30 protein-coding genes are annotated in these 23,364 nt (G+C 70.9%); 14 read left to right on the top strand and 16 right to left on the bottom strand.

Annotated features, from left to right (window positions below; all coding sequences use genetic code 11):
* Positions 1-10 precede the first annotated feature (10 nt).
* The gene (locus tag AB3X52_RS08495) at positions 11-1,024 is read right to left on the bottom strand and encodes a cytochrome c oxidase assembly protein (protein WP_367993247.1); all 1,014 of its coding nucleotides are present in this window, start codon (positions 1,022-1,024) and stop codon (positions 11-13) included.
* A 125-nt stretch (positions 1,025-1,149) separates the two neighbouring features.
* Between AB3X52_RS08495 and AB3X52_RS08490 the strand changes: the two genes are divergently transcribed.
* The gene (locus AB3X52_RS08490; RefSeq protein ID WP_367993245.1) at positions 1,150-1,779 is read left to right on the top strand and encodes a ribonuclease H family protein; all 630 of its coding nucleotides are present in this window, start codon (positions 1,150-1,152) and stop codon (positions 1,777-1,779) included.
* Between the two features lie 21 nt (positions 1,780-1,800).
* Here AB3X52_RS08490 and AB3X52_RS08485 read toward each other — a convergent pair whose 3' ends face one another.
* The 7 genes from AB3X52_RS08485 to AB3X52_RS08455 all read right to left on the bottom strand — a co-directional run bounded on the left by AB3X52_RS08485 (position 1,801) and on the right by AB3X52_RS08455 (position 8,354).
* Entirely contained in the window at positions 1,801-2,724 is a 924-nt protein-coding gene (locus AB3X52_RS08485) for an alpha/beta fold hydrolase (protein WP_367993243.1), read from the bottom strand.
* 6 nt (positions 2,725-2,730) lie between these two features.
* Positions 2,731-3,768, bottom strand: coding sequence for a class II fructose-bisphosphatase (gene glpX, locus AB3X52_RS08480; RefSeq protein ID WP_367993241.1), 1,038 nt, complete (start codon positions 3,766-3,768; stop codon positions 2,731-2,733).
* 9 nt (positions 3,769-3,777) lie between these two features.
* On the bottom strand, positions 3,778-4,908 hold the full coding sequence (locus AB3X52_RS08475) for a sulfate/molybdate ABC transporter ATP-binding protein (RefSeq protein ID WP_367993239.1): 1,131 nt from the start codon (positions 4,906-4,908) through the stop codon (positions 3,778-3,780).
* Positions 4,905-5,783 (bottom strand): ABC transporter permease, encoded by an 879-nt coding sequence (locus tag AB3X52_RS08470; RefSeq protein WP_367993237.1) that lies wholly within the window; start codon positions 5,781-5,783, stop codon positions 4,905-4,907. Before AB3X52_RS08470 ends, AB3X52_RS08475 begins: the two co-directional genes overlap by 4 nt.
* Positions 5,761-6,540 carry a molybdate ABC transporter substrate-binding protein gene (gene modA / locus AB3X52_RS08465; protein WP_367993235.1) on the bottom strand — a complete coding sequence of 260 codons (780 nt, stop codon included), beginning with the start codon at positions 6,538-6,540 and terminating at the stop codon, positions 5,761-5,763. The genes AB3X52_RS08470 and modA overlap by 23 nt, the downstream gene beginning before the upstream one ends.
* The gene (locus tag AB3X52_RS08460) at positions 6,541-6,930 is read right to left on the bottom strand and encodes a TOBE domain-containing protein (RefSeq protein WP_367993233.1); all 390 of its coding nucleotides are present in this window, start codon (positions 6,928-6,930) and stop codon (positions 6,541-6,543) included. It abuts the gene before it with no gap.
* A gap of 110 nt (positions 6,931-7,040) precedes the next feature.
* Entirely contained in the window at positions 7,041-8,354 is a 1,314-nt protein-coding gene (locus AB3X52_RS08455) for an SLC13 family permease (RefSeq protein ID WP_367993231.1), read from the bottom strand.
* 46 nt (positions 8,355-8,400) lie between these two features.
* Between AB3X52_RS08455 and AB3X52_RS08450 the strand changes: the two genes are divergently transcribed.
* Positions 8,401-8,991 (top strand): DUF4245 family protein, encoded by a 591-nt coding sequence (locus AB3X52_RS08450; RefSeq protein ID WP_367993229.1) that lies wholly within the window; start codon positions 8,401-8,403, stop codon positions 8,989-8,991.
* Positions 8,992-9,013: 22 nt separating this feature from the next.
* On the opposite strand, the gene AB3X52_RS08445 is transcribed toward AB3X52_RS08450, so the two are convergent.
* Both AB3X52_RS08445 and xseA read right to left on the bottom strand, forming a co-directional pair.
* On the bottom strand, positions 9,014-9,235 hold the full coding sequence (locus AB3X52_RS08445) for an exodeoxyribonuclease VII small subunit (RefSeq protein ID WP_367993227.1): 222 nt from the start codon (positions 9,233-9,235) through the stop codon (positions 9,014-9,016).
* A complete protein-coding gene (gene xseA, locus AB3X52_RS08440; RefSeq protein ID WP_367993225.1) occupies positions 9,228-10,481 on the bottom strand; it encodes an exodeoxyribonuclease VII large subunit in 1,254 nt (417 codons plus the stop codon). The genes AB3X52_RS08445 and xseA overlap by 8 nt, the downstream gene beginning before the upstream one ends.
* A gap of 138 nt (positions 10,482-10,619) precedes the next feature.
* Here xseA and AB3X52_RS08435 point away from each other — a divergent pair, with 138 nt between their 5' ends.
* Both AB3X52_RS08435 and AB3X52_RS08430 read left to right on the top strand, forming a co-directional pair.
* Positions 10,620-11,630: a 4-hydroxy-3-methylbut-2-enyl diphosphate reductase gene (locus AB3X52_RS08435; protein ID WP_367993223.1), complete on the top strand. Its 1,011-nt coding sequence runs from the start codon at positions 10,620-10,622 to the stop codon at positions 11,628-11,630.
* A gap of 7 nt (positions 11,631-11,637) precedes the next feature.
* Positions 11,638-12,264 carry an L-threonylcarbamoyladenylate synthase gene (locus AB3X52_RS08430; RefSeq protein ID WP_367993221.1) on the top strand — a complete coding sequence of 209 codons (627 nt, stop codon included), beginning with the start codon at positions 11,638-11,640 and terminating at the stop codon, positions 12,262-12,264.
* Positions 12,265-12,293: 29 nt separating this feature from the next.
* Here the strand turns inward: AB3X52_RS08430 and AB3X52_RS08425 are convergent, their stop codons facing one another.
* The 3 genes from AB3X52_RS08425 to AB3X52_RS08415 are packed head-to-tail and all read right to left on the bottom strand — an operon-like array spanning position 12,294 to position 14,735.
* Positions 12,294-12,764, bottom strand: a complete 471-nt coding sequence (locus tag AB3X52_RS08425) for a DUF6542 domain-containing protein (RefSeq protein WP_367993219.1) — start codon at positions 12,762-12,764, stop codon at positions 12,294-12,296.
* Between the two features lie 31 nt (positions 12,765-12,795).
* Positions 12,796-13,881 carry a DNA recombination protein RmuC gene (locus AB3X52_RS08420; RefSeq protein WP_367993217.1) on the bottom strand — a complete coding sequence of 362 codons (1,086 nt, stop codon included), beginning with the start codon at positions 13,879-13,881 and terminating at the stop codon, positions 12,796-12,798.
* 53 nt (positions 13,882-13,934) lie between these two features.
* Positions 13,935-14,735, bottom strand: coding sequence for an exodeoxyribonuclease III (locus AB3X52_RS08415; protein ID WP_367993215.1), 801 nt, complete (start codon positions 14,733-14,735; stop codon positions 13,935-13,937).
* Between the two features lie 105 nt (positions 14,736-14,840).
* Between AB3X52_RS08415 and AB3X52_RS08410 the strand changes: the two genes are divergently transcribed.
* From AB3X52_RS08410 to AB3X52_RS08365, 10 genes are all read left to right on the top strand, one after another.
* On the top strand, positions 14,841-15,422 hold the full coding sequence (locus tag AB3X52_RS08410; protein WP_367993213.1) for a flavin reductase family protein: 582 nt from the start codon (positions 14,841-14,843) through the stop codon (positions 15,420-15,422).
* Positions 15,423-15,432: 10 nt separating this feature from the next.
* The gene (locus AB3X52_RS08405) at positions 15,433-16,272 is read left to right on the top strand and encodes an ABC transporter ATP-binding protein (RefSeq protein WP_367993212.1); all 840 of its coding nucleotides are present in this window, start codon (positions 15,433-15,435) and stop codon (positions 16,270-16,272) included.
* Positions 16,269-17,141, top strand: coding sequence for an ABC transporter permease (locus AB3X52_RS08400; RefSeq protein ID WP_367993210.1), 873 nt, complete (start codon positions 16,269-16,271; stop codon positions 17,139-17,141). The genes AB3X52_RS08405 and AB3X52_RS08400 overlap by 4 nt, the downstream gene beginning before the upstream one ends.
* Positions 17,142-17,155: 14 nt before the next feature.
* Complete coding sequence (locus AB3X52_RS08395; RefSeq protein WP_367993209.1) at positions 17,156-18,274, top strand: ABC transporter substrate-binding protein; 1,119 nt, start codon at positions 17,156-17,158, stop codon at positions 18,272-18,274.
* 61 nt (positions 18,275-18,335) lie between these two features.
* Positions 18,336-18,569 (top strand): hypothetical protein, encoded by a 234-nt coding sequence (locus AB3X52_RS08390; RefSeq protein ID WP_367993207.1) that lies wholly within the window; start codon positions 18,336-18,338, stop codon positions 18,567-18,569.
* 49 nt (positions 18,570-18,618) lie between these two features.
* Complete coding sequence (ychF, locus tag AB3X52_RS08385; protein WP_367993205.1) at positions 18,619-19,710, top strand: redox-regulated ATPase YchF; 1,092 nt, start codon at positions 18,619-18,621, stop codon at positions 19,708-19,710.
* Between the two features lie 4 nt (positions 19,711-19,714).
* Complete coding sequence (locus tag AB3X52_RS08380) at positions 19,715-20,194, top strand: GNAT family N-acetyltransferase (RefSeq protein ID WP_367993203.1); 480 nt, start codon at positions 19,715-19,717, stop codon at positions 20,192-20,194.
* Between the two features lie 129 nt (positions 20,195-20,323).
* Positions 20,324-20,563 carry a type II toxin-antitoxin system Phd/YefM family antitoxin gene (locus tag AB3X52_RS08375; protein ID WP_367993201.1) on the top strand — a complete coding sequence of 80 codons (240 nt, stop codon included), beginning with the start codon at positions 20,324-20,326 and terminating at the stop codon, positions 20,561-20,563.
* Positions 20,560-20,985, top strand: coding sequence for a type II toxin-antitoxin system VapC family toxin (locus tag AB3X52_RS08370; protein ID WP_367993199.1), 426 nt, complete (start codon positions 20,560-20,562; stop codon positions 20,983-20,985). Before AB3X52_RS08375 ends, AB3X52_RS08370 begins: the two co-directional genes overlap by 4 nt.
* Before the next feature lie 57 nt (positions 20,986-21,042).
* Entirely contained in the window at positions 21,043-21,552 is a 510-nt protein-coding gene (locus AB3X52_RS08365; protein ID WP_367993197.1) for a GNAT family N-acetyltransferase, read from the top strand.
* Here AB3X52_RS08365 and AB3X52_RS08360 read toward each other — a convergent pair.
* The 3 genes from AB3X52_RS08360 to AB3X52_RS08350 form a co-directional block, all read right to left on the bottom strand.
* Positions 21,533-21,811 carry a hypothetical protein gene (locus AB3X52_RS08360; protein WP_367993195.1) on the bottom strand — a complete coding sequence of 93 codons (279 nt, stop codon included), beginning with the start codon at positions 21,809-21,811 and terminating at the stop codon, positions 21,533-21,535. The two genes, AB3X52_RS08365 and AB3X52_RS08360, sit on opposite strands and share 20 nt — an antisense overlap.
* A 134-nt stretch (positions 21,812-21,945) precedes the next feature.
* Positions 21,946-22,170: a hypothetical protein gene (locus AB3X52_RS08355; protein WP_367993193.1), complete on the bottom strand. Its 225-nt coding sequence runs from the start codon at positions 22,168-22,170 to the stop codon at positions 21,946-21,948.
* Positions 22,171-22,275: 105 nt separating this feature from the next.
* Positions 22,276-23,316, bottom strand: coding sequence for a hypothetical protein (locus AB3X52_RS08350; RefSeq protein ID WP_367993191.1), 1,041 nt, complete (start codon positions 23,314-23,316; stop codon positions 22,276-22,278).
* Between the last annotated feature and the right edge of the window lie 48 nt (positions 23,317-23,364).

Below are 23,364 nucleotides of genomic sequence, written 5' to 3'. Positions count from 1 at the left end.
TCGACGTCGGTCAGCGCTCGTGGTCGGCGAACCGCGCCAGCATCCGGTTGTAGGCCGCCAGCGCCTCGTCCCCATCGGGGTCGAGGTCGGCACCGTCGACGGTGTGTGGCGCCTCGGCGCCGGAGTCGCTGACGTGCTCGACGAGGGTCTGGCGCCGGACGCCCTCGAGGAACGCGCCGGTCATCTTCGCGCGTCGCATGGGTGAGGTGATGACGGCGATGACCAGCCCGATGGCGATGAACATCATCCCGCCGTCGCCGCCGGCCCACATGAGGGCGCCGGCGGTCTGGATGTCGCGGACGGCGTCGAGGGACCAGTCCGGCCGCATGCCGCTGTAGACCGGGTACATGTCGTGGTTCGTCTGCAGCATGACGATGCCGACGATCGTGTCGGGGACCATGCCGACGACGAGCAGGGCGATCCGGCCGAGGTAGGGCAGGTCGGAGCGGACCGGCTCCTCGCCGATGAGCGGGAGCAGGAAGAACCAGCCGGCCAGGACGTAGACGACCTGTTCGCCGACCATCAGCGACTCGTGCCGGGCCATGTGGTCCATGAACGAGGTCAGGTGGGTGCCGACGATGACCACGGTGTAGACGAGCAGGCCGAACGCCGGGCTGAACAGCGCCGCGAACGGCAGGGACCGCAGCACACGCCGGGCCCGGGCTTGACCCTGCTCGCGGAACGACTCCACGAGCACCGTCAGCGGATGGCCGAGCACGAGCAGCGTCGGCACGACCATGATCAGCGTGAGGTGCAGGACCATGTGCATCCAGGCCAGCGACATCGCGTAGCCGCCGATCGCGGACGCCACCATGACCCACAGCAGGACGAGGCCGGTGAGGAAGCTGGCCACCCGCCAGCGTGGGACCGAGGTCGCGGGCCCGGCCAGGCCGCGCCCGGCGAGGTAGAGCGCGCCGATCAGGACGACCGCGACGAGCCACCCGGGTGAGAGGCTCCAAGTGCCGAAGAACTCCGACCAGCCCAGCTGGGGGAGATCTGACATGCCCATGCCATGGTCGTGCATGAAGCAACGGTAGTCCCGCCACCTCGGCGGGTCCCAACCGAGGTCGCCGGGGCGGTGCGGCCCCGCAGGCGGCGTCGGGCGGAGCCGCCCGCAGGTCTCGCAACGCCGTGTCCTAGCCTCACCGGGTGCAGCGCTGCGACGTCACCGACCTGTTCGTCTCCGAGTGCGCCCACTGCCGGGCGCCTGCCTCCGCAGGGAGCGGGTCGCGGTCCTCGCGGCCGGCGCGGCCGGCGCGCCGAGGCGCCGGGCGGCGTACGACGACCACCGGCAGCACGACGGCCGCCGCCACCCGGGCCACGGCGCGCAGGACGCGTCCGCAGATGGAGTCCGTGCCCGGGGCGCTCGAGGTCTTTACCGACGGCGCCTGCCGGGGCAACCCGGGGCCGGGCGGCTGGGCGTGGGTCGTCGCCGACGGCCGCAGCGACGCGGGCGGGGCGCGGGCGACGACCAACCAGCGGATGGAGATCCAGGCCGCGCTCGAGGCGGCCCGGGCGCTCGAGGGACCGCTGCTGATCGTCAGCGACTCGACCTACGTCGTGAACTGCTTCCGCGACCGCTGGTGGGAGGGCTGGCTGGCCCGTGGCTGGGTCAACAGCGCCCGCAAGCCGGTTGCCAACCGCGACCTGTGGGAGCCGCTCATCGAGCTGGTCGCCGCCCGAGGCGACATCGCGTTCCGCTGGGTCAAGGGCCACGCCGGCCACCGGCTCAACGAGCAGGCGGACCGGCTCGCGGTCGAGGCGTCGCGGCGGGTCTGAGCGCCCGGCGCGTGGCGCCGGTCAGCGGGCGCGGTCCGCGGTGCGGCGTACGGCGGCGACGTACGTCGGCCAGAGCGCCTGCGGCAGGTCGTGGCCCATCCCGTCGATGAGGAGCAGCTCGGCGCCGGGGACGGCCATGGACGTCGCGCGGCCACCGGACACGTGGACCATCTTGTCGGCGAGCCCGTGGACGACCGTCATGGGGACGGTGACGCGGCGCAGGTCGGTGGTGCGGTCCGGCTGGCTGACCACGGCGAGCATCTGCCGTGCGACGGCGGAGCCCGAGATGCCGCGCTCGTAGGTGTCCTCGGCGCGCTTGCGGACCTCGGCCTCGGTCGACGGGAAGCCGGGGGAGCCGATCAGCCGCCAGATCTTGACCGAGCCTTCGACGTAGGCCTGACGGCCGACCTGACGGGCCAGCAGCGTCGGGATGAGCGACGGATGCTGGAACCCGACCGTGCGCCGGCCGGTCGTCGACATCATCGACACCAGCGAGCGGACCCGGTCGGGGTGGGTGATGGCCATCGTCTGGACGATCATCCCGCCCATCGAGATCCCGAAGAGGTGGGCCGAGCCGACCCCGAGGTGGTCGAGGAGCCCGACGGCGTCGTCGGCCATGTCGGTCAGGGTGTAGGGCGGCGTCACGCGCAGCCCGAGGAACGCCTTCGCGAGCTTCGGGAACGTCACCCGGGCGTTGGCGATGCTGTCGAGCTTGGTGGACCGCCCGATGTCGCGGTTGTCGAACCGGATGACGTAGAAGCCGGCCCGGGCGAGCTCACGGCAGAACTCGGGGTCCCACCAGGTCATCGGGCCGCCGAGCCCCATGACGAGCAGCAGCGGCTCGTCCGCGGGGTCGCCGTAGGTCTGGTAGCAGAGCTCGACACCGCGCCCGACCGGAGCGAGCTGCTCGGCGGACTCCTCGACCTGGGTCTGCTCGACCGTCATCGCCGGTCAGGCGCCCTGGAAGTCGATGGCGGAGTAGGCCTGGAGCTTGGCGAGCTGGTGCTCGCTGGTGATCTTGCGGATCGTGCCGGAGCGCGAGCGCATGACGAGCGAGTCGGTGACGATCGAGCCGCCGGGGCGATACTGCACGCCGCGCATCAGGTCGCCGTCGGTGATGCCGGTGGCGACGAAGAAGCAGTCGTCGCCGGTCACGAGGTCGTCGGTGCGCAGGACGAAGTCCGGATCGAGGTTGTGGCCCGCGTCGAGGGCCTTCTGGCGCTCCTCGTCGTCCTTCGGCCACAGCCGGCCCTGGATGGTGCCGCCGAGAGCCTTCATCGCGCAGGCCGCGACGATGCCCTCGGGGGTGCCGCCGACGCCGAGCAGCAGGTCGGCGCCGCTGCCGGCGCGGGCCGCGGAGATCGCGCCGGCGACGTCGCCGTCGGTGATGAACTTGATCCGCGCCCCGGTGGCGCGGATGTCCTCCACGAGCTCCGCGTGACGCGGCCGGTCGAGGACGATGACGGTGATGTCGGAGGGCTTGGTGCCCTTGGCCTTGGCGACCTGGGAGATGTTCTCGGCCACCGGGAGGCGGATGTCGACGACGTCCGCCGCCTCCGGGCCGGTGACCAGCTTCTCCATGTAGAAGACCGCGCTGGGGTCATACATCGACCCGCGCGGCGCGACCGCCATCACCGACACGGCGTTGCTCATGCCCTTGGCGGTCAGCGTGGTGCCGTCGATCGGGTCGACGGCGACGTCGCACGCCGGGCCGCTTCCGTCGCCGACGCGCTCGCCGTTGTAGAGCATCGGCGCGTTGTCCTTCTCGCCCTCGCCGATGACGACGGTGCCGTCCATGGCGACGGTCGAGATCATGACGCGCATGGCGTTGACCGCCACCCCGTCGGCGCCGTTCTTGTCGCCGCGCCCGACCCAGCGCGCCGCTGCCATCGCGGCCGCCTCGGTCACGCGCACCAGCTCGAGAGCGAGGTTGCGGTCGGGCGCGGCCGGCGCCACGTCGAGGGTCTCGGGCAGGTGGTGGTCGGTCATGTGCCGACTCTATCGGTCGGAGACGGGGGAGTTCGCCGGCGCCGGTCGCTTGAACGTTCCAGAGTCGCGACTGCCGGCGTCGGAGGGTTGTCCGGTCGGATAGATCGCGACCTCGGTCGCCTTCACCGCGAACGTCACGCGCACTCCGGGGGCGAGGCCGAGCTCGGCGACGGCGGCCGGGGTCACGTCGGCGGCCAGGCGTACGCCGGCGGCGGCCTGCTCCACCGCCCGCACGCGCACGCGGTCACCGAGTGGCTCGAGGTCGCCGACGGTGACCTCGACGTGGTTGCGCGGGCTCCCACCGGGTGGGCTGGCGAAGACGCCGACCGAGGACGGGCGGAAGAGGGCGGCGACGGCGTCGCCGGGGGAGAGGTCCGCCTCCGCGAGCCCCGCGACGGTCAGGCCGGAGGGAGCGACGAGCACCTCGCCGTTCCAGGTCCCGGGGACGAGGTCGAGCCCGGCGAGGCGAGCGGCGAAGGCCGAGCGCGGTGTCGCCAGCACCTGCTGGGTCGGGCCCTGCTCCACGATCCGGCCGCCCTCGAGGACGACCACCCGGTCGGCGAGAAGCAGCGCGTCGAGGACGTCATGGGTGACGATGAGCGCCGTGCGGTCGGCGAGGACGGAGCGCAGCAGCTGGCGCAGCGCCGGCGCGACGTCGACGTCGAGGGCGGCCATGGGCTCGTCGAGCAGCAGCAGGTCGGGCTCGGCGGCCAGGGCACGGGCTACGGCGACCCGCTGGGCCTGGCCGCCGGAGAGCTGGGCGGGCTTCCGCGCGGCGAGGTGGCCCACGCCGACCGCGTCGAGGTGCCGGTGGGCGGCGGAACGGGCCGGGCCGCGTCGTACGCCTCGGGCGCGGGGTGCGAACGCCACGTTGTCGAGCGCCGTCAGGTGCGGGAAGAGCAGCGGGTCCTGGGCGAGGAGGGCGATCCCACGGGCGTGGGGTGGCGTGCCGTCGAGGGGGCGTCCCCCGAGGACGACCGTCCCCTCGTCGGGACGGAGGAGCCCGGCGAGCACCGACAACAGGGTCGACTTGCCGGCACCGTTGGGGCCGAGGACCGCCACCGTCTCGCCGGCGGCCACGTCGAGCTCGAGGTCGACGTCGCGGTTCCGGACGAGGGCGCGGACGTGCAGGCCGGTCACAACGCGGACCTGCCCACTCGCGCGACGCCGATGACGAGCACGGCGACCACCACCAGCACGATCGAGAGCGCGACCGCCGAGTCGGGGTCGGAGCCCGCGTTGTAGAGGTAGATCTGGATCGGCATCGTCCGGGTGGTGCCTTCGAGGCTGCCGGCGAAGGTGATCGTGGCGCCGAACTCGCCCAGGCAGCGCGCGAAGGCGAGCACGGCCCCCGAGAGCAGCCCGGGAAGCACCAGCGGGATCGTCACACGCCAGAAGACCGTGGTGGGGCGGGCGCCGAGGGTGGCCGCGACGACGTCGTACCGGCGCCCGGCCGAGCGGAGCGCGCCCTCGAGGCTGATCACCAGGAAGGGGAGAGCGACGAACGACTGCGCCATGACGACCGCCGCGGTGGTGAACGAGAGCGACAGGCCGAGGACATCGAGCGTATGACCGAGCAGCCCGCGGCGGCCGAAGGTGTAGAGCAGCGCCATGCCGCTGACGACCGGCGGGAGGACCAGCGGAAGGAGCACCAGCGAGCGGAGCAGGGACTGGCCGCGGAAGTCGGTGCGGGCGAGGACGACCGCCATCGGGATCCCGAGCACGAGGCAGATCACGACGGCGGCGACCGCGGTCTTGAGGCTCAGCGTCAGAGCCTCGACCGACTCGTGGGAGGTGATGAGCGCCGGGAAGTCCGCCCAGTGGATCCGGACCACCATCGCGACGAGGGGGAGGAGCACGAAGACCCCGCCGAGGGCGGCCGGCAGCCACAGCCAGCGGGGGAGGCCGACGTCGACGCCGGGGCCGGCGGCCGCGGCGGATCGCTCCCGCCGCGGCCGCCGGTCACGGACGCTCACTGCTGGGTCGAGCGGGTCACGGCTGGCCGAAACCGGCATTCTTCAGCACCTTCTGGCCGTCGCTGCCCAGGACGAAGTCGACGAACTGCTCGGCGAGGTCGGCGTTCTTCGCGTCCTTGAGCGTGGCGATCGGGTAGGTGTTGACCACCTTGGACGACTGCGGGAACGGCACGCCCTTGACCTGGTCGCCCGCCGAGGTCACGTCGGTGACGTAGACCAGTCCGGCGTCCGCCTCACCGGAGGTGATCTTGCCGAGCACGTCGGTCACGGACTGCTCCTCGCTCACCGGCTTGATCGTGACGCCGGTCTTCTGCTCCATCTGCTGGGTGGCGGCGCCGCACGGCACCTCCGGGGCGCAGACGACGACCTTGACGCCGCTCTTGCCGAGGTCGGCGAAGCTCGTGATGTGAGCCGGGTTGTCCGGCGGCGTGGCGATCTCGAGGACGTTGGTGGCGAAGTCCTTCGGGGCCTGCGCGCTGCCGTCCTGGGTGAGCTTGTCCATGTTGGCGGTGTCGGCCGAGGCGAAGACGTCGGCGGGGGCGCCGCCCTGGATCTGGGAGACGAGCGTGGAGGAGCCGTCGAAGTCGAGCTTGACGTCGACCCCGGGGTGAGCGGCCTCGAACTCCTTCTTGATCTCGGTGAACGTGTCGGTCAGCGAGGCGGCCGCGAAGACGGTCAGCGTCGTGGTGTCGCTGCCTCCGCTCGCGCTGTCGTCGCTGCTGCCGCAGGCGGAGAGGGGCAGGAGGGTGGCGGCCGCGAGGGCCGCGAACAGCGGCCGGACCAGGGACTTCTTCATCTAGGGACGCTCCACGACGACGTTGGTTGACTTGATGGACGCGACCGCCGTGACGCCGGGCTCGAGACCCAGGTCGTCGGCCGCCTCGCTGCTCATCAACGAGACGATCCGGTAGGGCCCGCAGATCAGCTCGACCTGGGCCATCACGGTGTCCTTGGTGACCTTCGTGACGAGACCGAGCAGACGGTTGCGGGCGCTCACCGCCCGGGCCCGCTGGGGGTCCGGGGCATCGGCGAGCTCGACGGCGAGGCGGGCGAGGGACGCGCCCGGGACGACGGTGCGGCCGCCCTCGGTGGCGGCCTCGACCCGGCCGGCGTCGATCCAGCGGCGCATGGTGTCGTCGCTGACACCGAGGAGCGCCGCGGCCTCGGCGATGCGGTAGGCGGTCACGAGGAAGCATCATGCCGCAGATATGTCACGGTGTCGTGACATCGTCCGCATCTGCGTGAGAACGAGGAAAACGTCTCCGCACCTGCGTGGCCGGCGGGTGGCCGGGCGGCTCAGGTCACCAGGGCCAGCGCGGCGGTCGCCACGACCAGCGACACCGGGGTGAGCGTGAGCGAGACCCGGTGGAAGGACAGCTGCGCGGGGCGGACCCCCTGCCGGACCAGCGTCCGCCGCCACAGCAGGTTGGCCAGGCTGCCGGTCCAGGTGAGACCCGCGCCGATGCCGAGACCGAGCAGCGCGGCGAGGACGGCGGTCGCGCCGTGCGACGCGAGCAGCGGCACCAGCAGCAGCGTCGCGGAGAGGTTCGTGAGCAGCGCCGCGGCCACGGTCGCGACCAGCGCGATGAGGAGCAGGTCGGCGAAGCCCGTCCCGCCGGGGAGCAGGGCCTGCGCCACCTCGCCGAGGAAGCCGCCCGCGAGCGCCGCGACGACGAGCCCCAGGGCGAGGACGAAGAGGACGAAGCTCGGATGGGCCGCATGGACCGCGTCCCGGACGGCGAGCAGCCGGCGACGCCGCCCCCACGCCAGGAGTACGACGGCAGCGACCGCCGCGGGCCAGCACGGCTCCACGCCGACCGGGGAGAGGACGGCGAACGCCGTCAGCATCAGCGCGACCGTGACGATCGGGACGAGCAGCGACCGCATGCGCGGCGCACTCGGCAGCGCCGGCGCCGCCGACGTGGCTGCGGATTCCGCCCGCTCGGCCGCCGGAACGCGCAGCTCGGCCCGGAAGAGCAGTCGCAGGCCGGCGTACTCGACCAGGAGGGTGACGGCGAGCGGCACCGCCATCCGGGCGGCGAAGCCGCCGAAGCCGAACGGGAGGTGCGGCATCGCGAGCAGGTTGGTCAGGTTGGCGACCGGCAGGAGCAGCGAGCCGGAGTTCGCCATCCGCAGGCAGGCGTAGGCCGCCGGGCGCGGGGACAGGCCGAGCCCGCCCGTCGCGGTGAGCACGACGGGCGTCAGCAGGACGACGGTCGCGTCGAGACTGAGCAGCGTCGTGACCAGGACGGCCACGACGAGGACACCGAGCAACAACAGCTGTGGCCTCGGGGTCACCTCGTCCCCGTCCGCGTGCGCGCGGAGGCTGAGCCGGGCGACGACGCGGGCCGCAGCCGTGAAGACGCCGGCGCGCGCGCACACCTCGGCGACGACCAGGATGGCGACCAGGAAGCCGACGACCGGCAGCAGCGGGCGGATCGCGTCCCACGCACGGCCGGCGTCGAGCGGACCGGCGAGGAGCGCCACCGCGGCGGCCAGCATGCTCACGACGGCCTCCGTGCGCGGCCGAGGATGGCGATGGGCCGTCACCAGGAGCGCGACGAGCGCCACCACGCCGACGGCGTCCTGGGCGGGGGCGGGCAGCGGCACGGGCCCCATTCTCCGGCAGTGGGGTCGGGATGGGACGATGGAGGGCGTGAGCGAGCAGGGCAGTCGGCGGTACCCACGCACCTTCGGGGGCCTGATCGGCTCGATGATCGTGCTGGTCGTGGTCGTCGTCCCCCTCGTCCTGGTCACGCACTGGTGGGGCGACGCTCGCCGCGACCAGGCCAACGACGAGCTCGGCCTCAGCCAGGGCGCCGACTGGGTCGGCACGGTCCGCACCGTGCAGAGCGCCCAGGGCGACACCGGGGTGAAGATCCGCGTCGTCTACCCGCGCACCCTCCCGACGGGCTGGTACGCCAACACCGAGCCCGGCTTCCAGCCGGGCAAGCACCCCGTCTGGACGATGAACTTCGCCAAGGGGGAGAGCAGCTACGTCGGCCTCGAGCTCGGCCCGGGCACGCCGCGTTCGCTCGCGAAGAAGAACATCGACGCCAACCCGAAGGCCGGCAAGCCGGTGACCATCGACACCGCGGTCGGCGACTCCTGGACGCCGTGGAGCGACGCGGGCGGCGACCACGGCTACTCGCGGAAGGTCGGCGGCTCGACGCTCATCGTGTGGGGCCCGAAGGACGCCGACGTGCGGGCCTTCCTCGGGCTGCTGACCACCAAGCCGCTGCGCTGAGCGGGGCGGCCACCGACCCGACTCAGCCCTCGTCGGCGGCGGCGTCGTCCGGGGAGCCGTCGATGGCCGCGTCGAGCCGCTGACGGGCACCGTCGAGCCACTGCTGGCACACCGTCGCGAGCTTCTCGCCCCGCTCCCAGAGCGCCAGGGACTCCTCGAGCGTCGTTCCTCCCGCCTCGAGCCGGCGGACGACCTCGACCAGCTCCTCGCGGGCCTGCTCGTAGGACGGCGTCTCGTCACTCATCGGTGGGCTCCTCGGGGTCGCTGGTGGAGTCGGGGATGGCGCCGGTCGTGACCGCGTGGAGGCGGCCGTCGGCGAGTCGGACCGTGATCGCCCGGTCGGCGTCGACGCCGGCGACGCTGCTCAGCACGTGGCCGTCGGCATCCTGCACCACGGCGTACCCCCGCCGGAGGGTCTGCAGCGGCGAGAGCGCCCGGGCCCGGGCACGGTGGTGGCCGATGTCGTCGGCCGCGCGGTCGAGCTGGTGGGAGAGGCAGCGGCGAGCGCGCTCGCGCAGGGCGGTCACCTCGTCGTCGCGGGCATCGAGCAGCGACCGAGGATCGGCCAGCGCGGGGCGGGAGCGGAGCGCGTCGAGCCCCGTCTGCTCGCGGTGGAGCCACGAGCGCAGGCCCGCGCGCATCCGGTCACGAGCGGTCACGACCAGGCGGAGCTCCTCGACCACGTCGGGGACGACCAGCTTGGCGGCGTCGGTGGGGGTGGAGGCCCGGACGTCGGCGACGAGGTCGAGCAGCGGACTGTCCGGCTCGTGGCCGATCGCGGACACGACGGGGGTGCGCGCCGCGTGGACCGCACGGAGGAGGTGCTCGTCGGAGAACGGCAGGAGGTCCTCGACCGAGCCGCCACCGCGGGCGATCACGATCACGTCGACCTCGGGGTCGCGGTCGAGGCGCTGCAGCCCCTCGACGACCTCGGTCGCGCTGCGGGGCCCCTGCATGGCGGCGTACGCGATCTCGAAGCGGACCGCGGGCCAGCGGCGCCGGGCGTTCTCCAGCACGTCGCGCTCGGCGGCCGACCGCGGCGCGGTCACCAGGCCGACCTTCGTCGGCAGGAACGGGGGTCGCCGCTTGAGTTCGGCGGCGAAGAGTCCCTCGGCCGCGAGCAGTTGGCGGCGACGCTCGAGCCGGGCGAGGAGCTCACCGAGGCCGACCATCCGGATGTCACGGGCGTAGAGCGAGAGGGTGCCGCGGGTGGCGTAGTAGGACGGCTTGGCGTGGATGACCACGCTCGCGCCCTCGACGAGGGGCGGGTTGAGACCGTCGAAGAGCACCCGGCTGCACGTGACCGGAACGGACAGGTCGGCGACGGCGTCACGGAGGGTGAGGAACACGGTGTTGAGCCCTGGGCGGCGGCTGACCTGGGCGACCTGGCCCTCGACCCACACCGCACCGAGCCGGTCGATCCAGCTCGCGATCGCGTTCGCGATCTGCCGGACCGGGGCCGGCGACTCGGGGGAGGTCTCCAAGGGCATGTCGGTGACCCTACTGACCGCCACCGACAGCCGACCATCTGCGCCGACTCGCTCCCTGCCCACCGGCCGAGTCGGCGTAGATGGACGCCGACTCGGCCGACCGTTTGCGCCGACTCGGTGGACCGTAGACTCGGGGCCATGAGCACAGACCTCGGTACGCCGCGTGTCCTCTCCGAGACCGAGAAGGCCGTCCTGCTCGCGTCTCCGCGCGGCTACTGCGCCGGTGTGGACCGTGCCGTCGTCACCGTGGAGCAGGCGCTCGACCTGTACGGCGCTCCCATCTATGTCCGCAAGGAGATCGTCCACAACAAGCACGTCGTCGACGACCTCCGCGAGCGCGGCGCGATCTTCGTCGAGGAGCTCGACGAGGTGCCGGCCGGCGCCACCGTCGTCTTCTCCGCCCACGGCGTCTCGCCGGCGGTCCATGCCGCGGCCGCGGAGCGCGAGCTCAAGACGATCGACGCGACCTGTCCGCTCGTGACCAAGGTCCACCACGAGGCCAAGCGCTTCGCGGGCGACGACTACGACATCCTCCTCATCGGCCACGCCGGCCACGAGGAGGTCGAGGGCACGATGGGTGAGGCCCCCGGCCGCATCCAGCTGGTCGAGGGGCCCGACGACGTCGACCGGATCGTCGTCCGGGACCCGTCGCGGGTCGCGTGGCTCTCCCAGACGACGCTGTCGGTCGACGAGACCCTCGAGACCGTGGCGGCGCTGCGCCGGCGCTTCCCCGAGCTGCTCGACCCGCCGAGCGACGACATCTGCTATGCCACCCAGAACCGCCAGCAGGCGGTCAAGGAGATCGCCACCGGCACGGACCTGGTCCTGGTCGTCGGGTCGGGCAACTCCTCCAACTCGGTCCGGCTGGTCGAGGTCGCGAAGGAGGCCGGAGCGAAGGCCGCCCACCGCATCGACGACGCCGGCGAGCTCCAGGACGGCTGGCTCGAGGGCGTGCGCAGCGTGGCGGTGACCTCCGGGGCGAGCGTGCCCGAGAAGCTGGTCGACGGAGTGCTCGCGCTCCTCGCGGAGAAGGGCTATCCCGACCCCCGCGTCGTGCGCAGCGCCGAGGAGTCGCTGATCTTCGCCCTGCCCAAGGAGCTGCGTCGCGACCTCAAGGCCGCGGCCGCGGCGGGCTCGACCGGCGCCTGAGCCGACGATGGCCCGTTATCTCGACGTCCATCCCGACAACCCCCAGCCTCGACTCATCCGTCAGGTGGTCGACGCGCTGCGCGACGACGACGCGCTGATCGCCTATCCCACCGACTCCGGCTATGCCCTCGGCTCCCGCATCGGCAACCGAGACGGCCGCGACCGGATCCTGCGCATCCGCGGTCTCGACGACCGGCACCACTTCACCCTGGTCTGCAAGGACTTCAGCCAGCTGGGCCAGCTGGTCCACGTGGACAACAGTGCGTTCCGCGCGATCCGAGCCACCACGCCCGGCCCCTACACGTTCATCCTGCCGGCCACGCCGGAGGTGCCGCGCCGGTTGCTGCATCCCAAGAAGCGCACAGTCGGCGTCCGGATCCCCGACCACGTCGTCGTACGCGCGCTCCTCGAGGAGCTCGGTGAGCCCATCCTCTCCTCCACGCTGATCCTGCCGGGGGAGGAGGCGCCGCAGACCTTCGGCTGGAACGTCAAGGAGGAGCTCGACCACCAGATCGACATCGTCATCGAGGCCGGGGAGACGCCCGCCGAGCCCACCACGGTCATCGACTGGTCCGGCGACGAGCCGGTCGTCGTCCGCGAGGGGGCCGGAGACCCGTCGCGCTTCCTGGGCTGACCGGCCGATCCGTCGCTGGTCAGCGCGGACTACTCGGCCGGAACGAGTGACTCGTCGGCGTTGCGAGGGTCGTGCGCCTCGCGAGAAGCGGCGGCCTCGGCCCGCTGGGCGAGCACATGGCGCCGCATCGCCAGAGAGCCGAGACAGAGCGCGTAGCCCACGAACAGGCTGATGCTGTGATGGCCCAGCCCGCTGACGACCGCCTGCACCACGCCGTCGCCGTGGTTGGCGATCGTCTCGGGCCGGGTGAGGGCGAGCAGCAGGAAGACGCCGACCATGAGCAGCGGCGGCAGCACGCCGATCGCGAAGAAGTCCCGCGGGTGCACCAGCAGCGCCACGATGACGCTGAGCGCGATGAAGACCAGGTCGAAGAGCAGGCTCATCCGGCCGGTCAGCTCCAGGTCGAGCGCCGCCACGGTCAGGGCGAGCGCGACACCGAGCGCGACCACCCGGCGACCGGGCTCGCGTCCTTCTTCCCAGATGGTCCGGGCGTGGGTCATAGCAGGCCTCACCGTCCTCGTCCTCCTGCGCTCACGGTAGAGCGGAGGAATCGTCGGCGTGCGGCGGCGCGCCGAAGGTCGCGACCGGGTCGGACGGCTCCTCGCCCACCGCGGAGAGCCGCTCGACGGCCCGCAGACCGACCGATCGCGGCGCGGGAAGGTCGTCGTCGGTGACGCCCAGCTCGGCGAAGCGGCGGGCGGAGACGAGGACGCGGGCGTCGAGCGAGCCGACCGCCTGGTTGAACTTCGTCACCGCGGCGTTGAGCGACCGGCCCACGCCGTCGAGGTGGCCCGAGAGGGTGGCGAGGCGCTGGTGGAGGTCGCGGCCCAGGCGGTGGATCTCGCGGGCGCGGTCGGCCAGGGCCTCGTGGGACCAGCCGTGCGCCACCGTCCGCAGCAGCGCGATGAGCGTGGTCGGCGTCGCCAGCACGACGCGGCGCTCCGCGGCGTACTCGATCAGCGTCGGGTCGCTCTCCAGCGCGGCGGCGAGGAAGGACTCGGCCGGCACGAAGAGCACCACGAACTCGGGCGTCTCGGGCAGCGCCTTCCAGTAGGCCTTGGCGCCGAGCTGGTCGACATGGGCCCGCAGTTGGCGGGCATGGCGCAGGAGATGGCTCCGCCGGGCGTCGGCGTCGTCGGCGGTCTCGGCGGCGACGGCGTCGAGATGGGCGTCGAGCGGCACCTTCGCGTCGACGACGATCTCCTTGCCGCCGGCGAGGTGGACGACGAGGTCAGGCCGCTGCGCGCCGTCGTCGAGCCGCACCTGCTCGGTGAAGTCACAGCGGTCGACGAGCCCGGCGAGCTCGACGGCCCGGCGGAGGTGGAGCTCGCCCCACCGGCCGCGGACCTGCGGCTTGCGGAGCGCCGTCGAGAGGGAGCGGGTCTCGAACCGCAACTGCTCGACCTGGGTGTCGAACTGTCCCTGCCACTGGGCCCGCGCACGGTCGAGGTGGTGCATCTGGTCGCTGAGCCGGTCGAGGCCCTGCATCACCTCCGCCTGGTCGACCATGCCCGCGGCGACCGTGTCCACGCGGCGCGCACGGCTCCAGAGCACACCGACCAGCGCGCCGAGCGCCAGCCCGATCAGCAGGCCGAGGACCAGGGTGAGGATCTCCATGTCCTCAGCCTGGCAGGGGCCACCGACAGTTCCCGGCGCCGTCGCGCAATGCCCTAGCCGTCGGCGAGGTCGACGACCACGGGGGCGTGGTCGGAGGCGCCGGTCCCGGCGCGCTCCTCGCGGTCGATGAACGCTCCGGTGACACGCTGAGCCAACGACGGCGAGCCGAGGACGAAGTCGATCCGCAGGCCGCGGTTGCGTTCGTAGCGGTTCCGGAAGTAATCCCAGTACGTATAGACCTCGGGCCCCGGCGCGAAGGGGCGGACGACGTCGGCGTACCCGTCCTCGACGAACGCGTGGAAGGCGGCACGCTCGGCCGGTGTGACGTGGGTGGAGTTCTTGAACTGCGCCATGTCGAAGACGTCCTCGTCGAACGGCGCGACGTTCCAGTCGCCGACGAGCGCGGTGTCCTCGTCCCTCCACGCCTGCGCGGCCTCGCGCAGACGGGCCAGCCAGTCGAGCTTGTAGACGTAGTGCGGGTCGCCGGGCTTGCGGCCGTTCGGCACGTAGAGCGACCAGATGCGTACGCCGCCGCGCCCGTCCTTCGCGCCGCACAGGGCCCCGACGGCGCGGGCCTCCTGCTCCTGGGCGTCGCCCCAGCCGGGCATGCCGGGGAAGCCCACCCGGACGTCGTCGAGCCCGACCCGGGAGATGATCGCGACACCGTTCCACTGGCTGATGCCCGCCGCGGCGACGTCGTACCCCATCGACTGCAGGCCCATCAGGGGCAGCTGGTCGATCTTCGCCTTCGTCTCCTGGACCGCGAGCACATCGACGTCATGGCGCTCGAGGAACGCCTCGACGCGGGTGATGCGGGAGCGGAGGGAGTTGACGTTCCAGGTGGCGATGCGCACCCGCGCAGACTAGTAGGGGGTCCCGGGCCCGCACGGACCCGGCGGCCGCCGCGGGGTACCGGACCCGTGACCGCATCGAAATCTCGACCCGCTTGGATGGACTTCGTGGCTGACAGCGTTGACGACACCGTGAACGACACGCCGACCGACCCCGCCCCGCGCCGCGTCACCACCTCGGGGCTCCATGCCTCGGGCCTCGACGACTCGGCCGACATCCCCGAGCTGCGGGAGGCGTTGGCGGCGCTGGCCGCCTCGGTGGTCGTCGTGACCGCGACGGTCGACGGCGTGCCGGTCGGGTTCACCGCGACGAGCTTCACCAGCGTCTCGATGGACCCGCCCCTGGTCGGGGTGTTGCTGGCCGACTCGGCGGCGTCGTACGACGCGTTCTGCCGCGCCCGCACCGTGGCCTTCAACTTCCTCGGGGAGCACCAGGCGGAGGTCGCCGGCCGCTTCGCGACGCGTGGCGCGGAGAAGTTCGCCGAGCTCGCCCTCGACCCGTGCCTGGAGCAGGGCCTGGACGCCGCGCCCGTGCTGGCGGACACCATGGTCACGCTGGTGGGGGAGGTGACCGAGCGGGTCGTCCTCGGCGACCATGTGCTGCTGCTCGCGACGCCTAGGGTCGTCACGCCGGTGCGCCACGAGCCGCTGCTCTACCACCGCCGGTCGTTCCGCCGGCTCGAGGCCTGAGGCGGTGGCCGTGCGATCTGGAGCGCCAGCGCAGCAGAGCGGGCCGGAGGAGGTGGCGTGCGCGATCGAGCTCGACGGCGCCCGACGCGTCTACGAGCTGCCTGACCTGGGCCACCTGCTGGCGCTGCACGACGTCCACCTGTCGGTCGCGCCGGGGCAGTTCGTGAGCATCATCGGGCCGAGCGGCTGCGGCAAGTCGACGCTGCTGCGCCTGGTCGCCGGCCTCGAGGCGCCGGACGGAGGGGTGATCTCGCTCGGTGGTCGCACCCCCACGCAGGCGGCGGAGGCGAAGCTGCTCGGCTTCGTGCCGCAGGTGCCGGCGCTGCTGCCGTGGCTGTCCGTGCTGCGCAACGTCACCCTGCCGACCAGGCTCAACCGTCGCGCCGCGCGCCGGGGTGCCGACCGCGCGGAGACCGAGGAGCTGCTGCGCAAGGCCGGCCTCGGCGACGTCATGCACCAGCTCCCGTCGCAGCTCTCCGGCGGGATGCGACAGCGCACCGCGATCGTCCGCGCGCTGGCGCTCCGGCCGGAGGTCCTGCTGCTCGACGAGCCGTTCTCCGCGCTCGACGAGTTCACGCGTGAGGCCCTGCAGGAACTGCTGCTCGACCTGTGGGGCGAGCTGGAGGCGACCGTCCTCTTCGTCACCCACTCGATCAGCGAGGCCGTCCGGCTCTCCGACAAGGTGGTCGTCATGGCGCCCAAGCCCGGCCGGATCGTCGAGGTCGTCGACATCGATCTCCCGCGCCCGCGCACCCAGGAGCTGCTCACCTCGGCCGAGTTCCACGCCTACGAGCTGAAGGTGCGCGATCTGCTCCGCGGCGCGTTCGAGCACGGACGGGAACCCGCGTGAACCCGTTGCCCGACCAGCTGCCCGTGAACCAGTCGGCCGCCTTGCCGCCGGCGACGTCGTACCCCTCGCCCTCGGTCGTACGACGCCGGCTGCTGCGCCGCCGGCTGCGGGTCCTGCACCCGGCGTACTGGGCACCGTTCGCCGTCATGCTCGTCGTCCTGGGGCTGCTGTGGCGCCTGGGGGCGCACCGGTGGCCCTACCTCCTGCCGCCGCTCTCCGATGTGGGCAGCGAGCTCGCCGGCGACCCGGGCTTCTTCCTCCACAACGCCTGGGTGACGCTGCGCGAGGCGCTGCTCGGGCTCGGGATCGCGTTCGTCTGCGCGTTCGTGATCGCGGTGGCGGTCAGCGAGCTGGCGCTCGCGCGCCGCGCGATCATGCCGGTGGCCGTGGTCCTCAACGTGACGCCGCTGGTGGCGATCGCGCCGGCGCTCGTCGTGGCGTTCGGCTTCGGCATGGTGCCGAAGCTGGTGGTGACCGCGCTGATCTGCTTCTTCCCGATCCTCATCAACACCGCCGTCGGGCTGCGCTCCGTGCCGGCTCCGGTGCTGCAGGTCTACCGGTCGATCCACGCGTCGCGCTGGGAGATGCTGCGCCACCTGCGGATCCCGGGTGCGATGCCCTACGTGTTCGCCTCGCTCCAGATCGTGCTGCCGCTCTCGGTGATCGGCGCGGTGGTCGCCGAGCTCAACGCCGCCGGCTCCGCGGACGGGCTGGGCACCACCATCCAGGTCGCGTCGGGGCGCAACAACCTCGACCTCGTCTGGGCCGCCATCCTCGTGCTCGCGGTGATGGGCGCGGTGCTGCTGCTGGCGATCACCGTTGTGCAGAGGCGGGTGCTGCACTGGCACGATTCGCACCAGTCCCGCTGAACCGAGGAGATCGCATGACCGCCCGCGCCCCGCTGCGCCCCCGCCTGCGCGCGACCGCTCTGGTGGCCGCCGTGACGCTGCTGCTCGCCGGCCTGGCCGCGTGCGGCAGCGACGACCACACGTCGTCGCAGGCAGGAAAGACGGGCTCGGCGGTCTCGACGCAGCGCTGCGCGGAGAACCGGAAGGCCGGCCCGATCACCTACCTGACCAGCTACTTCTACCAGGCCTCCGCATCGATCCTGGAGGTCCTCGCGGCGGAGAAGCTGGGCTACTTCAACGACGTCTGCCTCCGGGTCGACGTCCAGCCCGGTTCCGGTGACACCCCGCAGAACGCCAAGCTGCTCGCCGCCGGGAAGGTGCAGTTCACCGGGCTCGCGGAGCAGGACGTCATCAGCGCCAACCTCACCGGCGCGAAGGTGACCGGGCTGGCGTCGTACGCCGACGCGGGGCTCGACGTCCTCCTGACCCCGTCCTCGGTCACCGACCTGACGCAGCTCGACGGCAAGACCGTCGGAGACAAGGGCTCGGTCCCGCTCCCCGTCCAGTCGATGCTCATCAAGGCCGGCGTGGACTGGAAGAGCCTGCGGCTCGTCAAGGTCGGCTACGACCCGTCCGTGCTGTCCCGCGGCCAGGTCGACGCGCTCACGGGGTTCGCCTCCAACGAGCCCAACCTCCTCATGGCCCAGGGCTATGAGCCGAAGGTGTGGCAGCCGGCCGACTTCGGCGTCCCGGGCTCGATCGTCACCCTCGCCACGAACCCCACGTTCGCGAAGGATCACCGCACCGTCGTCGAGGACTTCCTGCGGGCGGCCTTCAAGGCCTATCAGTACTGTGCGCAACCGGCCCACGTGAAGGAGTGCGTCGGCTTCGTCGGCGCCTACGAGGGCAAGGAGCAGTTCGACGAGCAGCACGAGACCGCGGTGTGGAACACCGAGGTCGAGCTCGGCCAGGACAACCCCGTCCCCGGCCGGTGGGGGAGCGTCGACCTCGCCAACGTGCGCAAGCTGGCCGGCCTGATGACGACCTACGCCGACCAGAAGGTCACCCCCGCCCAGGCCGTCGCCGACTTCGACGGCTCGTATGCCGCCACGGTCGTCGACCGGGCCGGGAAGGTCATCTGGCCGGCGCCGTGACCACGTCCGGCGCTTCCGGCGGGTCGTTAGCCCGGGCGTGCCGCTGGGCACCGGAGCCACCATGGCCCCCGGCATCATCCTGATCATCCTCGGCGCGGTCTTCGCCTTCGCGCTGAAGATCGACTCGCCGTGGCTCCACACCCACGTCTTCGGCGTGATCCTCATGCTCGGCGGCCTGGCGTTCTGCTGGCGGGCGCGCGTACGTCGGAAGGTGGTCGTCACCCGCGAGACCGAGCACCACGGGGACACCGCCGACGCGGAGGAGCGCACCGTCACCGAGCAGCGCTTCGAGTAGCGTCCCGCGTTTCGGCCGCCGGCGGCGTACGCCCGTAGACTCGCCGGTCGTGGCTCTCACCATCGGCATCGTCGGACTCCCCAACGCAGGCAAGTCGACGCTCTTCAACGCGCTGACCAAGAACGACGTCCTCGCGGCGAACTACCCGTTCGCGACGATCGAGCCCAACGTCGGCGTCGTCGGCGTGCCCGACCCGCGTCTGGCCGAGCTGGCGAAGATCTACGGCTCGCAGAAGCTGGTGCCGGCCACGGTGCAGTTCGTCGACATCGCCGGCATCGTGCGCGGCGCGTCGCAGGGGGAGGGGCTCGGCAACAAGTTCCTCGCCCACATCCGCGAGTCCGACGCGATCTGCCAGGTGACCCGCGTCTTCCGCGACGAGGACGTCACCCACGTCGACGGCAAGGTCGATCCCGGCAACGACATCTCCACCATCCAGACCGAGCTGATCCTCGCCGACCTCGAGACCGTCGAGAAGGCGATCCCGCGACTGGAGAAGGAGTCCCGGAAGAACAAGGACCTCGCGCCGGTGCTCGACGCCGCCGTCGCCGCGAAGGCGGCCCTCGAGGAGGGCACTCCGATCATCGCAACGCAGATCGACCGGGACGGGCTCCGCGAGCTCATGCTGCTCACCGCCAAGCCCTACATCTACGTCTTCAACTGCGACTCCGATGAGCTCGCCGATGAGTCCCTCAAGGCGAAGATGCGCGAGCTCGTCGCCCCTGCCGAAGCGATCTTCCTCGATGCGAAGTTCGAGTCCGAGCTCGTCGAGCTCGACGAGGACGAGGCCCGGGAGTTCCTCGCTGAGGCCGGCGTCGACGAGCCCGGCCTCGACGTGCTTGCTCGCGTCGGCTTCGACACCCTCGGCCTGCAGACCTACCTCACCGCCGGACCCAAGGAGGTCCACGCGTGGGAGATCAAGAAGGGCGCTACCGCCCCCGAGGCCGCCGGCGTGATCCACACCGACTTCCAGAAGGGCTTCATCAAGGCCGAGATCGTCTCCTACGACGACCTCATGGCCGCCGGCACCGTCGCGAAGGCGCGTGAGCTCGGCAAGGTCCGCATGGAGGGCAAGGACTACGTCATGCAGGACGGCGACGTCGTAGAGTTCCGCCACGGAGCAACCTCTGGCGGTAAGAAGTAGCGGTATGGCGAGCGTGGACGGCGGTGTGCAGGGGCTCAGCGTTCGAGTCGATCTTCATGACGGGTTCGTCGTGGACACCGCCCGCGCGCGGCTTGATCTCGCTCGGGTGCACGAGTGGCTGTCGACGGATGCCTTCTGGGCAATCGGTCGTTCGCTTGAAGCCGTTTCGCGGGCGGCTGATGCCTCGGTGAACTTCGGCGTCTACGACCCGGAGGGTGAGCAGGTCGGCTACGCGCGGGTAGTGACGGACGGTGTGACATTCGGGTGGCTGTGTGACGTCTACCTTGCGCGCGTGGCACGCGGCCGGGGCCTCGGGACAGCGCTATCCCAGGTGATCGTCGACGCGGTCCGTCCGCTCGGACTCAAGCGCTTCATGCTCTCCACCGTGGACGCGCATCAGGTGTATGCGAAGGCCGGGTTCGTTCCGTTCCCCGATCCGCAGAAGTTGATGGTTGTCGGCGCGGGTGAGTGGACACCGTCATGAGCAGCAACACCAGTGATACCTGGTGGAATCGCGCCACCATCGACGTAAGCGGCAAGGAGGATCGAGGCGGTTGTACGCCGAGCCGCGCCACGTTAACGTAGGTACGTACCTACATTAGGGGTGGTCGCGATGGTGACGATGACGGCTCGTGAGTTCAACCGTGATGTCAGCGCAGCCAAGCGAAAGGCTGCATCAGGTCCTGTCGTGATCACTGATCGAGGCGAGCCAGCCTACGTGCTGCTCTCGGTCGAAGAGTATCGCCGGTTGGGTGAGAAGGGCGCCGACCTGGTTGACCGGCTGAGCATGAACGATGACTTCGACATCGAGTTCGAGCCCATCCAGGTGGACCTGAAGGTCCCCGAACTGTGAGTTATCTGCTCGACACCAATGTGATCAGTGAGTTGCGAAAACCGGAACGCCGGGCCACGCCGGCGGTCCGGGCATGGGTGTCGTCCCGTGCTCCGTCTGACCTGCATCTGTCTGCGATAACAGTTCTGGAGATCGAGGTCGGCATTGGCCGGTTGAGCAGACGCGATCAAACCCAGGCTGGCCGGCTACGGACGTGGCTGGAGGATGACGTGCTCAAGGTGTTCGCGGGCCGGGTGCTGTCCATCGATGTGCCGGTGGCGCGTCAAGCGGCACGACTCCATGTACCCAATCCTCGGCCCGAGCGCGATGCGCTCATCGCTGCGACGGCGGTGGTCCATGATCTGACGGTCGTGACGCGCAACGTAGCCGACTTCGAGCCGATGGGCGTGGCCGTCGTCGACCCCTGGTCCGAGAATGGCTGAGGAATCGGACGTGGTGGAGTTCCGCCATGGAGCAACGTCTGGTGCGAAGAAGTAGCAATGCGACGACTCGAGCGTGTTGGCGCTGCCGATATTCGTCCTGCTCGTCCGCAGGAAGCCAGCGAGCTTTCGGCGCTGGCGCTGCGGTCGAAGGGGCACTGGGGTTACTCGGCCGAGTTTCTTGAGGCCTGTCGTGCGGAGTTGACGGTGTCGCCTCAAGAGTGCGAGTCCGGGTACGTGGTCGTCGCGATGACAGGCGGCCGCATCGGTGGCTTCTACATGCTCGCCGGCTCACCCCCAGAAGGTCAGCTCTCCGCGCTCTTCGTCGACCATGATCTGATCGGCGCGGGATTGGGACACGAACTGCTGACCAACGCGTTGGAGATGGCGGTAGAGCACGGCTTCCGGTCCTTGGTGCTCGATGCCGATCCCGGCGCTGAGAGTTTCTACGCCAAATATGGTGCTGAGACGACCGGACGCTCGGAGAGCGGCTCGATCCCAGGAAGGTTCTTGCCGCAGATGCGGTTTCGGTTGGGCAGACGGACTGACATCACAGCGGCTCGATCCTGACTCCGGGGAGGTCGGCCGCGAGGCCGTTCAGGTCGTCCGGGTCGCCGGTGGCGATGACGCCGCCTCCCGCAGCGAGCGCGGCCGCGACGACCGAGGCATCGACATGGTCGGCAGAGCCGCGGCCTGCTCGGGCGAGGAGGTTGCCGATCGTACGAGCCAGGATCCGAGTCGTGTCGGCGACTCCGATGCCGGTGTGGCGGCCGAGGCAGGAGTCGACGATCTGGTCGTAGCGACCGCCGCGATACTGCTCAGCGAGCACGGCTGCGGGCACGATGACGTCGGCACCGCTCTCGGCGGCTGCCGACAGGGCAGCATGAACGGCTCCGGGCGCGTGCCCCGAAAAACGGGATCTAGCGAGTTGAGAGAAGGCCTCTGAGTCGAGGATGAGGGCGCTCATCCGAGCGCGCGCTTGAAGCGGTCGACCTCGACGGGGTCGGGCTCGCCGTACTCGGCATCGAGAGAGGCGACAAGCGCTGCAAGGGCAGCTCGACGCGAACGGCGTTCCATCTCGTCACGCAGCACTGTGTTCACGGTTGCCGACAGCGCACTGGTGTCGTCGCCGAAGGTCTCGACGACGTCCGGGTCGAGGGTGAGTGTCTTGCGAACCTTCGCGCTCATACTGACATCATACTCTGGCTGCGCGGACACAAGAAGGATGGGCGCCTGGTGGAGTTCCGCCACGGACTAACGTCTGGGTCCAAGAAGTAGCGGGAGTGCCTCAGTTCACGGGCTTTCTTCGAGTTGGTCTTCCGGCGTCACCCGGGCCGAACGAAGAACCGCACCGCCAGCCCATGCATCCAGAACGCTCGGCGTCATCCCCACGGGAAGCGGCGCAGAGCAATCCTGGTCGGGCAGGTCGAGGCAGAGCGGGTCGTGATCTTCGTAGGGTCGGGCTGGCCGGAGGTACCACATTCCGTACCCGACGTGGCCGCGAGGCCCCTTCTTGGGCAGCCAGTCTGGGTCAGGCGCGTACATGAACAAGTTGCGCCGTCCCTCGTCAGCAGCAGGCCGCTTGATCCAGGCGAAGGTCCTCCATCTCCCCGTGTTGAAGTGGCGCTCGGGGTTCTTGGCGGGGTTGACGACAACTGCGACTGGGTGTGTCAAAGGTCCGTTGTTCTCGATTCGTCGGGCGAGCGTGATGATGCGGCCGGGCGTGTACATGAAGTCGAGCCAGGCAACGTCTTTACCGTCGCAGGTCGCGCGGAAGTCTGCTTCAACAGTCGCCCCGGCTCGTTCGAACTCTGCCAACATCTGGGTGATCTTGATCGCCGTGTTGAGCACCTTGCTGATCTCCAAGGTGAACTCCTGATCCGATGGGCTGGGTCCAGCACCACCGTGGTCCGAGTCCGAAGGGGCGAATGTCTTGGGGAGTGACAGGCGGTAGACAACCTGGCCGTCTTCGAATCGGCTCGTGAGCGCGCCGCCACTCTCCTTCTGGATCTCGCGCACACGGTGGCTGAGAGCGAATCCGCAGGACGGCGCGTGGGCGTTGCGCGGACCGGTCTGCGGGCTGGCGTTGCGAGCGAAGAACGGCTCGCCGCCTTGCTTTGTCTCCGTACGACTGTTGCGGCGCGGGTGGACCCACGCGTCACAGCACAGGCAACGGAACGTGGGCTTGATGCCGCCTTCTTCCCGCCAGCGGTCGCGGAGTGCGATGGCGTCCCAGGCGCTGATCTTTCCGACGTTCGGCTCCGTCAGGCAGCGCGCGGTGGGCATGCGGACGTTGGACTCGTGCTCGTTCACGGCGTCGGGCGTGGTTGTCATGAGCGGTCTCCCGAGAGGAGGTGAAAACCTGTGGAGCGGTGGTGTTGT

Origin of the sequence: Nocardioides eburneus (genome assembly GCF_040838215.1) — a bacterium.
GTDB classification, from domain to species: Bacteria; Actinomycetota; Actinomycetes; order Propionibacteriales; family Nocardioidaceae; genus Nocardioides; species Nocardioides eburneus.
The sequence above is the reverse complement of the archived record's forward strand: the minus strand, read 5'-3'. Positions and strand labels throughout refer to the sequence as shown.

Excerpts from the sequence above, each read along its gene's own strand:
- AB3X52_RS08390 (WP_367993207.1), top strand. The coding sequence starts at position 18,336 with ATGGCCCCCGGCATCATCCTGATCATCCTCGGCGCGGTCTTCGCCTTC.
- AB3X52_RS08365 (WP_367993197.1), top strand. The coding sequence starts at position 21,043 with ATGCGACGACTCGAGCGTGTTGGCGCTGCCGATATTCGTCCTGCTCGT.
- AB3X52_RS08470 (WP_367993237.1), bottom strand. The coding sequence starts at position 5,783 with ATGCCGGTTTCGGCCAGCCGTGACCCGCTCGACCCAGCAGTGAGCGTC.
- AB3X52_RS08355 (WP_367993193.1), bottom strand. The coding sequence starts at position 22,170 with ATGAGCGCGAAGGTTCGCAAGACACTCACCCTCGACCCGGACGTCGTC.
- AB3X52_RS08495 (WP_367993247.1), bottom strand. The coding sequence starts at position 1,024 with ATGCACGACCATGGCATGGGCATGTCAGATCTCCCCCAGCTGGGCTGG.
- AB3X52_RS08435 (WP_367993223.1), top strand. The coding sequence starts at position 10,620 with ATGAGCACAGACCTCGGTACGCCGCGTGTCCTCTCCGAGACCGAGAAG.
- glpX (WP_367993241.1), bottom strand. The coding sequence starts at position 3,768 with ATGACCGACCACCACCTGCCCGAGACCCTCGACGTGGCGCCGGCCGCG.
- AB3X52_RS08375 (WP_367993201.1), top strand. The coding sequence starts at position 20,324 with ATGGTGACGATGACGGCTCGTGAGTTCAACCGTGATGTCAGCGCAGCC.
- modA (WP_367993235.1), bottom strand. The coding sequence starts at position 6,540 with ATGAAGAAGTCCCTGGTCCGGCCGCTGTTCGCGGCCCTCGCGGCCGCC.
- AB3X52_RS08425 (WP_367993219.1), bottom strand. The coding sequence starts at position 12,764 with ATGACCCACGCCCGGACCATCTGGGAAGAAGGACGCGAGCCCGGTCGC.
- AB3X52_RS08430 (WP_367993221.1), top strand. The coding sequence starts at position 11,638 with ATGGCCCGTTATCTCGACGTCCATCCCGACAACCCCCAGCCTCGACTC.
- AB3X52_RS08445 (WP_367993227.1), bottom strand. The coding sequence starts at position 9,235 with ATGAGTGACGAGACGCCGTCCTACGAGCAGGCCCGCGAGGAGCTGGTC.
- AB3X52_RS08420 (WP_367993217.1), bottom strand. The coding sequence starts at position 13,881 with ATGGAGATCCTCACCCTGGTCCTCGGCCTGCTGATCGGGCTGGCGCTC.
- AB3X52_RS08395 (WP_367993209.1), top strand. The coding sequence starts at position 17,156 with ATGACCGCCCGCGCCCCGCTGCGCCCCCGCCTGCGCGCGACCGCTCTG.
- AB3X52_RS08380 (WP_367993203.1), top strand. The coding sequence starts at position 19,715 with ATGGCGAGCGTGGACGGCGGTGTGCAGGGGCTCAGCGTTCGAGTCGAT.
- xseA (WP_367993225.1), bottom strand. The coding sequence starts at position 10,481 with ATGCCCTTGGAGACCTCCCCCGAGTCGCCGGCCCCGGTCCGGCAGATC.
- AB3X52_RS08485 (WP_367993243.1), bottom strand. The coding sequence starts at position 2,724 with ATGACGGTCGAGCAGACCCAGGTCGAGGAGTCCGCCGAGCAGCTCGCT.
- AB3X52_RS08350 (WP_367993191.1), bottom strand. The coding sequence starts at position 23,316 with ATGACAACCACGCCCGACGCCGTGAACGAGCACGAGTCCAACGTCCGC.